This window comes from Actinoplanes teichomyceticus ATCC 31121, from assembly GCF_003711105.1.
GTDB lineage: Bacteria > Actinomycetota > Actinomycetes > Mycobacteriales > Micromonosporaceae > Actinoplanes > Actinoplanes teichomyceticus.
Genome location: NZ_CP023865.1, coordinates 3,671,287 through 3,684,143, shown reverse-complemented (window position 1 = coordinate 3,684,143; position 12,857 = coordinate 3,671,287). Strand labels below are relative to the sequence as shown.

General features: G+C 75.5%; 12 protein-coding genes. 4 read left to right on the top strand and 8 right to left on the bottom strand.

Annotation, left to right across the window (positions count from 1 at the left end; translation table 11 throughout):
* Positions 1-5 precede the first annotated feature (5 nt).
* Genes ACTEI_RS16225 through ACTEI_RS16200 form a run of 5 tightly spaced genes read right to left on the bottom strand, consistent with a single transcriptional unit; the run spans position 6 to position 3,700 of the window.
* Positions 6-425: a hypothetical protein gene (locus ACTEI_RS16225; protein ID WP_122978436.1), complete on the bottom strand. Its 420-nt coding sequence runs from the start codon at positions 423-425 to the stop codon at positions 6-8.
* The gene (locus ACTEI_RS16220) at positions 425-1,591 is read right to left on the bottom strand and encodes a molybdopterin-dependent oxidoreductase (RefSeq protein ID WP_122978435.1); all 1,167 of its coding nucleotides are present in this window, start codon (positions 1,589-1,591) and stop codon (positions 425-427) included. Before ACTEI_RS16220 ends, ACTEI_RS16225 begins: the two co-directional genes overlap by 1 nt.
* Positions 1,564-2,382 carry a class I SAM-dependent methyltransferase gene (locus ACTEI_RS37010; protein ID WP_145831124.1) on the bottom strand — a complete coding sequence of 273 codons (819 nt, stop codon included), beginning with the start codon at positions 2,380-2,382 and terminating at the stop codon, positions 1,564-1,566. The genes ACTEI_RS16220 and ACTEI_RS37010 overlap by 28 nt, the downstream gene beginning before the upstream one ends.
* Entirely contained in the window at positions 2,379-3,035 is a 657-nt protein-coding gene (locus ACTEI_RS16205; protein WP_122978434.1) for a TIGR04282 family arsenosugar biosynthesis glycosyltransferase, read from the bottom strand. The genes ACTEI_RS37010 and ACTEI_RS16205 overlap by 4 nt, the downstream gene beginning before the upstream one ends.
* Positions 3,032-3,700 carry a glycosyltransferase family 2 protein gene (locus ACTEI_RS16200; protein WP_187646007.1) on the bottom strand — a complete coding sequence of 223 codons (669 nt, stop codon included), beginning with the start codon at positions 3,698-3,700 and terminating at the stop codon, positions 3,032-3,034. Before ACTEI_RS16200 ends, ACTEI_RS16205 begins: the two co-directional genes overlap by 4 nt.
* 124 nt (positions 3,701-3,824) lie before the next feature.
* Here ACTEI_RS16200 and ACTEI_RS16190 point away from each other — a divergent pair, with 124 nt between their 5' ends.
* Positions 3,825-4,862, top strand: a complete 1,038-nt coding sequence (locus ACTEI_RS16190; RefSeq protein WP_122978432.1) for an NAD-dependent epimerase/dehydratase family protein — start codon at positions 3,825-3,827, stop codon at positions 4,860-4,862.
* Positions 4,841-6,187, top strand: a complete 1,347-nt coding sequence (locus ACTEI_RS16185) for a hypothetical protein (RefSeq protein WP_239082693.1) — start codon at positions 4,841-4,843, stop codon at positions 6,185-6,187. The genes ACTEI_RS16190 and ACTEI_RS16185 overlap by 22 nt, the downstream gene beginning before the upstream one ends.
* Before the next feature lie 5 nt (positions 6,188-6,192).
* Here ACTEI_RS16185 and ACTEI_RS16180 read toward each other — a convergent pair whose 3' ends face one another.
* Positions 6,193-7,260, bottom strand: coding sequence for an ABC transporter permease (locus ACTEI_RS16180; protein WP_145831125.1), 1,068 nt, complete (start codon positions 7,258-7,260; stop codon positions 6,193-6,195).
* A gap of 348 nt (positions 7,261-7,608) precedes the next feature.
* On the opposite strand from ACTEI_RS16180, the gene ACTEI_RS16175 reads away from it, so the two are divergent.
* Positions 7,609-8,580, top strand: a complete 972-nt coding sequence (locus ACTEI_RS16175) for a zinc-binding dehydrogenase (RefSeq protein WP_122978430.1) — start codon at positions 7,609-7,611, stop codon at positions 8,578-8,580.
* 96 nt (positions 8,581-8,676) lie between these two features.
* Here the strand turns inward: ACTEI_RS16175 and ACTEI_RS16170 are convergent, their stop codons facing one another.
* Together ACTEI_RS16170 and ACTEI_RS16165 are read right to left on the bottom strand one after the other, a co-directional pair.
* Positions 8,677-9,114 (bottom strand): hypothetical protein, encoded by a 438-nt coding sequence (locus ACTEI_RS16170; RefSeq protein ID WP_122978429.1) that lies wholly within the window; start codon positions 9,112-9,114, stop codon positions 8,677-8,679.
* 173 nt (positions 9,115-9,287) lie between these two features.
* Positions 9,288-10,058, bottom strand: a complete 771-nt coding sequence (locus tag ACTEI_RS16165; RefSeq protein ID WP_164465984.1) for an alpha/beta fold hydrolase — start codon at positions 10,056-10,058, stop codon at positions 9,288-9,290.
* A gap of 281 nt (positions 10,059-10,339) precedes the next feature.
* Between ACTEI_RS16165 and ACTEI_RS16160 the strand changes: the two genes are divergently transcribed.
* Positions 10,340-12,781, top strand: a complete 2,442-nt coding sequence (locus ACTEI_RS16160; RefSeq protein WP_244940683.1) for a phosphoketolase family protein — start codon at positions 10,340-10,342, stop codon at positions 12,779-12,781.
* Positions 12,782-12,857 lie beyond the last annotated feature (76 nt).

Below are 12,857 nucleotides of genomic sequence, written 5' to 3'. Positions count from 1 at the left end.
GCAGGTTACCGAGGCCGGCGCCGTCGGCGCCCGCCCCGCCACCTTTCGATTCCCTTACGGCCCAGCACCGCGGTCACCGCGGTCGCCACCACGATCAAGAGCAGACCCGTGGCGTACGGCCGGGGCAGGACCGACGGATCGTCGGCGCGCCGCCCGAAGCCCGCCACCAGCGGCAGCCCGACCACCGCGACGGCCAGGTCGATCACGGCGACCGCCCGCGCCGTGGTCTGCCAGCGCACCGGAACCAGCCGGCGGATCAGCGCCCCGCCGGCCAGCAGCAGCGGCACGAACACCGCGTCGTGCAGCAGCAGCACCGCGACGCCGAACACCAGCACGCCGAGCAGGTCGACCTGTCCGTCGGCGACCGCGCCCACCAGGGCGTACGCCATGATCAGCAGGCCCGAGGCGACCAGCACGCGGCGCATCACGCCGCCCGCAGGCTGATCCGGGACAGCCACTTGGTCTGCAACACGCCGGGCCGGTTCGGTGCGATCAGCCGCGCCGGATAGCCGTGGTCGAGGGCGAGCGGCTCACCGCCGAGCCGCAGCGCCACCAGCGTGCGGCCGTCGACGAGGTGCGGACCGGCCACCGTCGACGACCGGTACCGGCCGGCGGTCTGCAGGGACCGCACCACGGCCACGCAGCCGGCCGGGTCCACGCCGAGCAGCCGGGCCAGGTCGGCCAGCCGCACCCCGGTCCAGGTGGCGGTGCAGCTCCAGCCCTCCACGCAGGCGATCGGCAGCACCGTGGTGTGCTGCGGCAGCCCGGCCAGGTCGGCGAGGCCGAGCTCGACGGTGCGGCCGAACCCGGCGACGGTCAGGCGGTACCCCGGGTGGAGGGCGGCGTCGCGGACACCGGCGGCCGCGGCGGTGCGGTTCACCGGCACGCCCTGCGGACCGGTGCCCGGCCGGCGCGGCGCCAGCACCGACACGGCGGCGAGCGGGCGGACCGTCTGCCCGGCGGTGGCGACCGTGATCACCCCGGCCGCGGCGGCCACCGTCGCCAGGAAGCGGCGCCGTTGCGGGTCGTCCCCGCCCCGCGGCAGGGCGGCCCGGATGGCGGGCAGCTGCACACCGATGTGGGTGAGCAGGGCACCGACCGACAGCCAGGCGACCCAGTAGTGCCCGGCGGTGAAGAAGAACGGCATCGGGGCGTACCAGTGCGAGATGTTCAGCAACCCGCTGACGACCTGGAAGAGCGCCGCGCCGACCAGCACGGCGACCGAGAGGCGCTCGGCGGCGTGGGCGAGGTCACGCAGCACCGGCCGGGTGAACAGCCGCGGGTAGACCGACCACAGCTTCGCGCCCAGCAGCGGCACGGTGGCCAGGCCGGTCGCCACGTGCAGCCCCTGGGTGAACCGGTACAGCCCGGCCGGGTGCGACGGCCACCGGAACCAGCCGGGTGGCTGCTGGATCAGGTGGCTGAGCAGCCCGGTGACGAAGCAGACGGCGAACGCGACCCCGAGGGCGAGGCCGAGCCGGCTGGTCAGCCGCGTGGAACGCAGCGGTGACGGGAACGACTCGGGGCGTACCGGTGGGTGGGCGAGCCAGGCCAGGGCGCGCGTCAGGCGGCGGCCAGGGTGGCGAACCATCGGCCCTCCTCCGTCCAGGTGTCCCGGACGAGCAGGCCGGCGGACCGGGCCAGCGGGTCCAGGTCGTCGGCGGCCACCCGCGCCCAGCGCAGCGGCGCCACGGCACGATCGCCACCGGCCACGGCACGGTCGCCACCGGGCACGGCACGGCCGGCGCCGGGCGCGGTGGTGGGGCCGGGCGCGGTGGTGGGGCCGGGCGCGGTGGTGGGGCCGGGCGCGGTGGTGGCGCGGCCGGCGGAGAGGGTGTCGGTCCCGGCGTGCAGCGTGGCCGTGCCGGACCAGCTGCCCGTGCCCGGCGGCTCCACCTCGGCGTGCACCCACCCGCGCCCGGAGATCAGCTCCCGGCAGCGGCGCAGCAGGGCGGTCGGGTCGCCTCCGATGCCGAGGTTGCCGTCGGCGAGCAGCAGATGCTGCCACCGGCCGTGGCCGGGCAGCGGCGCGAACACGTCGCGGCGCAGGGCGGCGGCGCCGCGGGCCCGGGCCAGGCGTACGGCGGTCGCGCTCACGTCGATGCCGAGCGCCACCCGGCCCAGGCGCAGCAGCGCGCCGGTGAGGCGGCCCGGCCCGCATCCGACGTCGAGGGTGGCGCCGGTACACCGGGCGAGCAACCCGGTGTCACCCGGGCGGTGGTCGCGGCACCATTGCCCGGCGTCGACCCGGGTCTCGCGCCCGTCGGCGCCGCGCAGGATCAGCGGGCTGCGCGCGCCCGACATCGCGCGCAGCAGGGCGCGATCGTAGAGATCCAGGGCGGCCCGGTCGGCGGGCGGGCAGGCCACGGCGGCCGCGGTCATGCCGCAGCACCGGCAAGTCCGGCGGCCGTGGCGGGCAGGTGGCGGGCCACCTCGGCCGGAAAGCGGCGGCCGGGCGGGCAGAGGGCCGCGACCGCGACCGCGTCGCCCGCGGTGTCGACATCCCGCAGCCGCGGGAGCGGGGTCGGGTGCACCCCGCGCCCGCGCAGGGCGGCGAGGGTGCGCGCGCCGGTGTCGGCCGCGGACATCGGCACACCGGGCAGCACGCCCGCGTCGGCCGGGTCGCTCAGCCCCAGCGCCCACCAGCCGCCGTCGTCGGCCGGTCCGAGGACCGCGCCGGCGCGGGTCAGCGCGGCGGCCGCGGCACGCAGCAGCTCGCCGGTCACCTGCGGGGTGTCCATGCCGATGAGCAGCGCCGGGATGCCGGGCCGGGCGGTGTCGGCGAACGCGTGGGCGAGCCGCTCCCCCAGCCCGGCGCCACGCTGCGGCACGCGGGCCCAGCCGGGCGGCGCCGGATGGCCGCCGTCGATCACGAGGGTGCGCCGGGCGGCCGGGACCCCGGCGGCGATGTCGAGGGTGTCGGCGAGGGCGGCCGCCGCGATCGCCGCCGCCTCGCCCGGGGTGCACGGCGGGCAGAGCCGGGTCTTCACCCGGCCCGGCACCGGCGCCTTGGCCATCACCAGCAGCTGGATCATCCGGCCAGTACCGCCCGCATGTCGTGGATCGCACGCAGCGTGCCGCGGACGGTTCCGGTGACCTTGGAGCGGGTGCCGGCGGCCCGCGGGTGGTAGGCGACGTCCAGCTCGCGCACCCGCCATCCGGCCCGGGCCGCGCCGAGCAGCAGCTCCAAGGGGTAACCGAAGCGGCGGTCGCGCAGGTCCAGGGCGAGCAGGGCCTCGCGGCGGGCGGCCCGGATCGGGGCGATGTCGTGCACCGGCAGGCCGGTGCCACGGCGGATCCGCCGGGCCAGCACCGCGTTGGCCAGCCGGGCGTGGACCGGCCAGGCGCCGGCCGCGGTGGGCCGGCGGCGGCCGCACACCAGGTCGGCGTCCCCGGCGCGGACCGGATCGGCCAGCGACGGCAGTTCGGCCGGGTCGAAGGAGCCGTCGGCGTCCATCACGCACACCACCCCGTCGGCGGGGTCGGCGGCGAGGATGCCGGCGTGCACCGCGGCGCCGTAGCCGGGCTGCGGCACCTCGACCGTCCGCGCGCCGAGCCGGCGGGCCACGCCGGCCGACCCGTCGGTCGAGCCGTTGTCGGCGACGATCGGCCGGTAGCCGTCCGGCATCCGGGCCAGCAGCCACGGCAGCGCGGCGGCCTCGTTCAGGCAGGGCAACACCACATCGGTCATGGCTGGCAAGTTAGCGCTGGTCGCGGCGGCTGATTCTTACGAAGTGGGGACGCCGGCGACAGTTCTTACGAACCGCTGACGGATCGGCGCCGGCCGCTGCCACGACCGGGACGGCGCCCCTACGGTCGTCGTCGTGACGCACATTCTCGTGACCGGCGGCGCCGGCTTCATCGGCTCGCACGTGACCTCCGCCCTGCTGGCGGCGAACCACGACGTGTCCGTACTGGACTGTGCTCATCCGGCGGCGCACCGCGAGCCGCCGCCGGCGCCGGACGGGGCGATCCTGCACCGTGCCGACGTCCGGGACCGCGGCGCGGTACGGGCGGCGCTGCGCGGCGTCGACGCGGTGGTGCACCAGGCGGCCCTGGTCGGGCTCGGCGCCGGTCCGGACGACCTGCCGGAGTACGTCGGCTGCAACGACCTGGGCACCGCGGTGCTGCTGGCGGCGATGTCCGAGGCCGGGATCCGGCGGCTGGTGCTGGCGAGTTCGATGGTGGTGTACGGGGAGGGCGCGTACCGGTGCGAACGGCACGGACCGGTACGCCCCACACCACGCGACGCGGACGACCTGGCGGCCGGGCGGTTCGAGCCGTCCTGCCCGCACTGCCGGCAGCCGCTGACCGCCGGGCTGGTGGCCGAGGACGCCCCGGTGGACCCGCGCAGCGTCTACGCCGCGACCAAGGTGGCCCAGGAGCACCTGACCGCGGTGTGGGCGCGCGAGTGCGACGCGTCGGTGGCCGCGCTGCGCTACCACAACGTGTACGGGCCGCGGATGCCGCGGGACACCCCGTACAGCGGGGTGGCGGCGATCTTCCGGTCCGCGCTGGCGGGCGGCCGGGCGCCCCGGGTGTACGAGGACGGCGGCCAGGTCCGCGATTTCGTGCACGTGGGCGACGTGGCGGCGGCGAACGTGGCGGCGCTGGGCGCCGGGCGCGGCTTCCGGGCGTACAACGTGGCGTCCGGCCGGCCCACCACGGTCGGTGACATGGCCGGGCTGCTCGCGGACGCGTTCGGTGGCCCGCGCCCGGTGGTCACCGGGCAGTTCCGGCTGGGCGACGTGCGGCACGTGGTGGCCTCGCCGGCCCGGGCCGCCGCCGAGCTCGGCTTCCGGGCCGCGGTGCCGCCGGCCGACGGGTTGCGGGAGTTCGCGTGCGCGCCGCTGCGCGGCTGAGATCGCGGCGCGTCCGGACCTGGCCGTCGACGGCGGGCGACCGCTGGGCGCTGGGCACCGCGGTCGCCCTGGTCGCCGCCGCCGTGGTGACCGGCGCGGCGCTCGGCTGGGCGGGGCGGCCGGTGCGCGCGCCGGCCGCCCCGCTGTTCGGGCACGTGTGGCCGCACGCCGGCCCGGGCACCGTGCCGGCGGTGCTGCTCGCCGTGGCCGTCGTCCGGTGCGGCCCGGACCTCGCGGCCCGGCTGCGCTGGCGACCGCTGCTGGCGTACGCATGGGCCGCCTCCACGGCGTGGACCTTCGCGCTCGCCCTGGTCGACGGGTGGCGGCGCGGGGTGACCGGCCGGCTCACCACCCGGTTCGAGTACCTGAGCGAGGTGCCCGGCGTCACCGATGTGCCGGCCCTGCTGCGCGGCTTCGCCGGCCGGATCCTGGCGGACGGCCCGGACCCGTGGGCCACGCACGTCGCCGGGCATCCGCCGGGCGCGCTGCTGGTCTTCGTCGGGCTGGACCGGGTGGGACTGGGCGGCGGCGGCTGGGCGGCGGCGCTGTGCGTGCTGGCCGGGTGCTCGGCCACCGTGACGGTCGCGGTGACCCTGCGGGCGCTGGGCGACGAGCCGGCGGCCCGCGCGGCGCTGCCGTTCCTGGTGCTGTTCCCCGGCGCGGTGTGGGTCGGGGTCTCCGCCGACGGGCTGTTCACCGGCGTGGCGGCGGCCGCGCTGGCGCTGCTGGCAACCGGTCTGGCCGGGCCGTCACGGTGGGCGGCCGCGGCCGGCGGGGCTCTGCTCGCGGTGTGCGCCTATCTCTCGTACGGCCTGATCCTGCTCGTTCTGCCGGCCGCCGCGGTGGCGGCCGTACGGCTGCGACGCGTGCCGATGCTGATCTGGGCGGGGCTGGGCGCCGTGCCGGTGCTGGCCACCGTCACCGGGCTCGGGTTCGACTGGTGGCAGGGCTACCACCTGGTCCGGCAGCGCTATTACCAGGGGCTGGCGAGTCAACGGCCGTACCCGTACTGGGTCTGGGCGAACCTGGCCGCGCTGACGCTGAGCGCCGGGCCGGCCGCGGCGGCGATCCTGCGCCGGGCCGCGGCGCGGGCACCGGCCGCCCGGACCCCGGCGGTGCTGCTGTGCCTGGGCGCGGCCGCCGCCGTCGCCGCGGCCGACCTGTCCGGGCTGAGCAAGGCCGAGGTGGAGCGGATCTGGCTGCCGTTCGCGATCTGGCTGCCGGCGGCCGCGGCCCTGCTCCCCGCGCCGGACCGGCGCGGCTGGCTGGGCCTGCAGGCCGGCGCCGCCCTGGTGGTCAACCATCTGGTGCTGACCTCGTGGTGAGGCCGTCAGGGCAGGTCGGCGAGGCTGTTGCGGTGCCGGGCGCCGGCGACGAGGTTGACGATGCCGAGGATCAGAGCGCCGAGCCCGGCGTACAGGCCGAGGATGAGCAGCAGGCGGCCCAGCGGCGCGTCCGGGAAGTACAGCACGCGGCGCAGCAGGGTGGCGCCGGCGCCGGGTGGCAGCGCCTGCCCGAAGTGGTGCCAGAAGGCGGGCATCATCGGGCCGGCCGTGGTGGCGCCGCTGATCGGCGTGCCGAGCAGGAAGTAGAGCACGCCACCGACGGCCGCGCCCGCGCTGCCGACCAGCGAGACCAGCGCGCTGATCGAGGCGGTGACGGCCAGGTTGATCAGGGCCAGGCACAGGGCGAGCCGGCCGAAGTTCAGGTGCACGCCCACCCCGAAGGCCTGGGCCAGCCCGGCGATGGCCGCGCCGACGCACAGTCCGTACAGGATCAGGAAGAGCAGGGGCAGCTCGCCGCGCGCCCAGTTGGACCGGTACCGCGGCACCAGCCGGCCCAGTCCCATCGCGCCGATCGTGCCGCCGAGCACGACCACCTGCAGCAGGACCGCCACGCTGCCGCCGCCGGAGTCGCCGGCCGGCAGCGCGCTGACGTCGGTGATCTTCGGGGTGGCCCGGCCCGCGGCCGTGCTGACCAGGGTGGTCAGCGCCGCGGCGACCTGCGGTGACGCGGCGGTCGACTTGAGCAGCTCGATACCGCCGGGACCGACGACCACCGCGCCGTAGACGTCCATGCGCCGGATCCCGGTGAGCGCCGCGTCCCGGCTGCCGTAGGAGACGACCTTCACGGCGTCGCCGGCCGTGCCGGCCAGCGCGGCCCGCGAGTCGGCGCCGCCGACGTGGCCGACCGGCACGTGATGCGGTTTCGGCGCGTGCGAGACGCTCAGCAGGGCGGCGCCGAGCAGGGCCACGATGGCGACCCCGAGCGCGGCGAGGGCCCCGGCACGCGCCCAGAAGTGCAGCTCCCGGCGCCGTTCCACCTCGGGAGGGGGCTCGTGCGGCCCGTCCGGTCCCGGCGGTACGGGGTGCCCGGCGTCCCGGGGCAGCGCGCTCATGCGGTTGCCTTCCTCCCGGCGTCTCTCCCTCGACGATGCTCGCAGAGCGCTGATGCCGTCGTGCTGATTCAGCCGATTCGCCGTCCGCCCGGGAACCCGGCGGTGGCCGCGCCGGGAGCGGTCACCGCCGGGCGGGGCGGTCGGCCACCGCCGCAGAGCGGTCGGCCACCACGCTCGGCGGTGGTGGTCTCGGACACCCGGCGAAATGGCTCACCGCCCGCCATTGACCTCAACCCTGCTTGAGATTCGATCCTGGGTCTGCGGTGCCGGGGGTTGCCGGCGCCGCAGACCGGTGCCGGAACGTCCGGCACCGCAGACCGGTTTCGGCGAGCGGACGGGGTGGGGCGGATGCGGGTGGTCCAGGCGATCGGTTTCGGCGGTCCGGAGGTGCTGGTTCCCGGCGAGACACCCGACCCGGTCGCCGGCCCGGGCCAGGTGGTGATCGAGGTGGCGGTGGCCGGCATGACGTTCGTCGAGACGCAGATCCGGCGCGGCACCGCCAGGTGGCACCAGCCGCCCCGGTTGCCGTACGTGCCCGGCGGCCTGGTCGCCGGGCTGGTGAGCGCGGCCGGGCCCGGGGTCGACCCGGCCTGGCTGGGACAGCGTGTCGTCGCCGGCACGGGCGGGACCGGCGGCTTCGCCGAGCGCGCGGTGGCCCCGGCCGAGGACCTGCTCCCGGTCCCGGACGGGCTGAGCCTGCCGGTGGCGGCGGCCCTGCGCACCGACGGCGTCACGGCGCGGGGCCTTGTCGAACGCGCCGGCATCGAGCCCGGGGACCGGGTCCTGATCGAGGCGGCGGCCGGTGCGGTGGGCAGCCTGCTGGTGCAGCTCGCCCGCGCGGCGGGGGCCCGGGTGATCGGGGCGGCCGGCGGGGCCCGGAAGTTGCGGACGGTCCGGGAACTGGGCGCCGACGTGGTGGTCGACTACGCCGAGCCCGGGTGGACCGGGCGGGTGCTCGAGGCGACCGGGGGCGCCGGGCCGGACGTCGTGTTCGACGGCGTCGGTGGCCGGATCGGGCGGGCCGCGTTCGAGGTGACCGCCCGCGGCGGCCGGTTCTCCGTGCACGGCGCGGCCAGCGGTGAGCTCGCCGGCATCGACGAGGCGGAGGCCGCGGACCGGGGCGTGCGGGTGATCGGCATCGATCAGCTCTTCGGGTTCCGTTCGCACGCGGCGCGCTGGGCGGACGAGGTCATGGCTCTCGCCGCGGCGGGATCGCTGCGGCCGGTGATCGGGCAGACCTTCCCGCTGGAGCAGGCCGCCGAGGCGCACGCCGCGATCGAGAACCGCACCGCGGTGGGCAAGACCCTGCTGCTGATCTGAGCGGGACCAACCGCGCGTCGCGTCCGGGAGTCCGGCGAGTTCCCCACCGCACCGGGCCCGGGGCGCGGGATGCGCCGGACACCGTGACGGGGGCGGTCAGCGCGCCCGCTCGGCGGCGTACCCGTCCAGCCCGATCTGCACCACGCGGGCCAAACCGGCCCGGTCGGTCGCCGCCAGGCGGATCCCGGCCGCGGCCGGCGCCCATCGGGTCAGCGCCAGGTCGGTCATCTGCCGGGCGCACCGGGACACCCGCGCGCGGCGGCGCGGATCGGTCCCGGCCACGCGGGCGCGGAACTCGTCGAGGTCCACCTCGCCGTGCGCGACGAGCTCGTACGCCAGCCGCCGGCCCACCGACCGCAGCGCCTGCGGGGTGCAGCCACGTGACGTGACGTGCCAGGCCAGCCCGCCCGGGCAGCGATAGACGGTGGCCGCGACGTGGTGCGCCCGCTGGTCGGCGGCGGCCGCGGCGAGCGCCTGCCGCTCGTCGCGGTAGCGCTTCTTTCCGCAGCGGCAGTTGTAGCGCCTCGCCGGCACGCGCGCCCCTACCGGACCGGCCGGCGCAGCGCCGGCCGCGCGACCGGCGGGCGGCCCCGCCCGTCCTCGGCCGGGCGCGGGCCGCACACCGTGGCGTCCCGGCAGGCGGCCGGCCGGTTGCGGATCATCCTGCCGTCCTGCCCGGTGGGGTCGCGCCGAAACCCGGGCGGCGGTCAGGAGAGCCGCGTGATGGCGTCGGCCACGGCGGCCGGCTCGTCCTGGGGGATCTGGTGGCCGGCGCCGGCGGCCACGGTCAGCTGTCCCCGGGTGGAGAGGCCGGCCAGATGCTGCTGGGCGCTCAGCCAGGCCGCGGTGGCGTTCCGGTCCCGGCGGATGACGGTCAGCGGCAGGTCACGGAACGCCTCCCGGCCCTCGGTCACCGCCGTCGCGGTCTGCGCCTGCACCGCCGCCAGGTCCAGGCGCTCCTTGGCCATCGCGACGTCCGACCAGGAGGGCACGCCGAGAGCGGCCAGCAGGCCGAGGCCGGGGTCGACGCCGTCGGCCAGGACGACGCCGCCGACCCGGTCGCGGTGCCGGGCGGTGTAGTACAGCACCGGGTAGCTGCCGAACGAGTGTCCGACCAGCACGACCGGATGTTGGTCGTCGGCCGCCCGCACCACCGTGTCGAGTTCGGCGTCGAGCTGTCCGGCGTCCCGGCCGTCCCGGGACGGGGCCGGGCTGTCACCGGCGCCGGGCCGGTCGTAGCGGCACACCCGCCGGTCGTCCGGCAGCGCGTCGAGGACTTCGGCGAACGACGCGGAGCCGGCCTTGTCGCCGATGCCGTGCACCAGCACCACGGCCGGCCCGGTGCTGCCCGCGCAGAGCACCCGCTGCCGCTGCCCGGCGGCGTCCTGGACCGACCCCCAGGCCGGCTCGGAGCCGCAGGCGCCACAGAGCGCGGCGAGGGTCGCGGCGAGCATCGTACGTCGGACTCTGCCGGACATCGGCCTCCCATCGACGGCGGCTGCCGCGTCACCGTACCGCGCGTGGACCGGCGGCGATGCCCCGGTTCTTCGCCACCCCGTTCCGGTACGACCGGTGCGGCCCCGTCCGCGGGCCACGGCCGGCCGGTGGCGCGCCGCGCCGCCGTCCGGCGCCGCTCGCGGCCCGCCACCGGCTGCCTCAGCAGTACCGCCAGTAACGCCGATCGCCCTTTCCCTGCGGACGCCCGAGCACGTCAATAGCATCCGATCGAGGTGATATCGCAACGAGAGGACCACCTCAAGTGACCGCCATTTCGGACAACCGCGCCGCAACCCTGGACCACGAACAACTCGCACGAAATCTCGCCGCGCCGGACGATACCGAGATCGCCGGCCTCGACGCGTGGTGGCGGGCGAACAACTATCTGACCATCGGCCAGATCTATCTGCAGGGCAACCCGCTGCTGCGTGAGCCGCTCAGGAACGAACACATCAAGCCGCGTCTGCTCGGGCACTGGGGGACCAGTCCGGGGTTGTCGTTCATCTACGCGCACGTGTCGCGGTTGATCAAGACGACCGGGCAGCAGGCGATCTATCTGGCCGGTCCGGGGCATGGTGGCCCGGCGCTGGTGGCGGCGGGTTATCTGGAGGGCACGTATTCGGAGGTGTATCCGAACGTCGGGTTGGACGAGGCCGGGATGCTGCGGTTGTTCCGGCAGTTCTCCAGTCCGGGTGGCATCCCGAGTCACGTGTCGGTGACCACGCCGGGTTCCATCCATGAGGGTGGTGAGCTGGGGTATGTGCTGGTGCACGCGTTCGGCGCGGTGATGGACAACCCGGATCTGCTGAGCATCGCGGTGGTCGGTGACGGTGAGGCCGAGACCGGCCCGCTGGAGGGCTCGTGGAAGGGCATCTCGTTCATCAACCCGGAGCACGACGGCGCGGTGCTGCCGATCCTGCATCTCAACGGCGCGAAGATCGCCGGTCCGACCGTGCTGTCGCGCAAGGACCCGGAAGAGGTCCGCAAGCTCCTCGAAGGCCACGGCTACGAGATCATCGAGGTCAGCGGCGACGACATCCCGGGGATGCATCACCGGTTCGCGGCCGCGCTGGCCGAGGCCTGGAACAGGATCAAGAGTATTCAGGCGGCGGCGCGCGGCGGGTCGGACGGGGCCGGCTGGGACGGCTCGCGCCCGCGCTGGCCGTTGATCGTTCTGCGGACGCCGAAGGGGTGGACCGGTCCGGAGAAGATCGACGGGATCACGGTGACCGGGACGTGGCGGTCGCACCAGGTGCCGCTGTCCGGGGTGAAGGGCAACCCGGATCACCTCAAGGAACTGGAGAAGTGGCTGCGGTCGTACCGGCCGGAGGAGTTGTTCGACGCGACCGGCGCGCCGGTGGAGCTGGTGCGGGCGTTGGCGCCGGAGGGTGATCTGCGGATGAGCGCGAGTCCGCATGCCAACGGGGGGTTGCTGACCCGGGATCTGGATCTGCCGGACTTCCGTGGTTATGCGGTCGAGGTGAAACGGCCGGCGCAGGGGCGGGCGGAGTCGACGCGCAGGCTCGGTGAGTTCATGCGGGACATCTACACCCGTAACCCGGATCGGTTCCGGTTGTTCTGCCCGGACGAGACCAACAGCAACCGGCTCGGCGCGGTGTTCGAGGTGTCCGACCGGGCGTTCATGGAGACCGTCACCGGCGAGGACGTGAAGATCAGCCGGTCCGGGCGGGTGATGGAGGTGCTCTCCGAGCACAACTGCCACGGCTGGCTGGAGGGCTACAACCTGACCGGCCGGCACGGCATGTTCGCCACCTACGAGGCGTTCGCGATGGTCAGCGCGTCGCAGACGATCCAGCACGGCAAGTGGCTGCAGGAGGCCTCGCACCTGCCGTGGCGGGCCAAGGTGCCGAGCCTGAACATCCTGCTGACCTCGACCGCGTGGCGTAACGACCACAACGGGTTCTCCCACCAGGGGCCGGGCCTGATCCAGAACGTGCTGACCCAGCGCGGTGACGTGGCCCGGGTCTACCTGCCGCCGGACGCCAACACCCTGCTGTCGGTCGCCGATCACTGCTTCCGGTCCCGGTCGTACATCAACCTGATCGTGATCGACAAGCAGCCGCAGCTGCAGTGGCTGGACATGGACCAGGCCATCGAGCACTGCACCAAGGGCGCCGGGATCTGGGAATGGGCCGGTACCGACGACGGCTCCAGCGACCCGGACATCGTGCTGGCCTGCGCCGGTGACGTGGTCACCATGGAGACCGTGGCCGCCGCGCGGATCCTGATGGAGAAACTGCCGCAGCTGAAGGTCCGCGTGGTCAACGTGGTCGACCTGATGACCCTGCCACGGCCGAAGGACCACCCGCACGGCATGAGCGAGACCATGTTCCGGGAACTGTTCACCGACCACGTCGACGTGGTCTTCTCCTTCCACGGCTACCCCGGCGCGATCCACCAGCTCGTGCACGGCCGGCCCGACGCCGACCGGTTCCGGGTGCGTGGCTTCATCGAACAGGGCACCACCACCACCCCGTTCGACATGACCGTCCGCAACCGCGCGTCCCGCTACCACCTGGTCATGGACGCCATCAACAACGCCAAACGCCTGCCCAGCGGCGCCTCCGAACTCAAAGCCTGGTGCGAAGCACAACTGGCCCGCCACGAAACCTACGTCGTCGAACACCTCGAGGACATGCCCGAGGTGCACGAATGGTCGCTGGAGGACTGGGCCGAGCACTGAGCCGTCCGGCCGCCGGTCGTGGCGTCCCCGGGGACGCCACGACAGGCACGTGCCCGGCCGTTCCGGAGATCCCCGG

Coding starts and splice junctions, on each gene's coding strand:
- ACTEI_RS16225 (WP_122978436.1), bottom strand. CDS start 425: ATGCGCCGCGTGCTGGTCGCCTCGGGCCTGCTGATCATGGCGTACGCC.
- ACTEI_RS16220 (WP_122978435.1), bottom strand. CDS start 1,591: ATGGTTCGCCACCCTGGCCGCCGCCTGACGCGCGCCCTGGCCTGGCTC.
- ACTEI_RS37010 (WP_145831124.1), bottom strand. CDS start 2,382: ATGACCGCGGCCGCCGTGGCCTGCCCGCCCGCCGACCGGGCCGCCCTG.
- ACTEI_RS16205 (WP_122978434.1), bottom strand. CDS start 3,035: ATGATCCAGCTGCTGGTGATGGCCAAGGCGCCGGTGCCGGGCCGGGTG.
- ACTEI_RS16180 (WP_145831125.1), bottom strand. CDS start 7,260: ATGAGCGCGCTGCCCCGGGACGCCGGGCACCCCGTACCGCCGGGACCG.
- ACTEI_RS16175 (WP_122978430.1), top strand. CDS start 7,609: ATGCGGGTGGTCCAGGCGATCGGTTTCGGCGGTCCGGAGGTGCTGGTT.
- ACTEI_RS16165 (WP_164465984.1), bottom strand. CDS start 10,058: ATGTCCGGCAGAGTCCGACGTACGATGCTCGCCGCGACCCTCGCCGCG.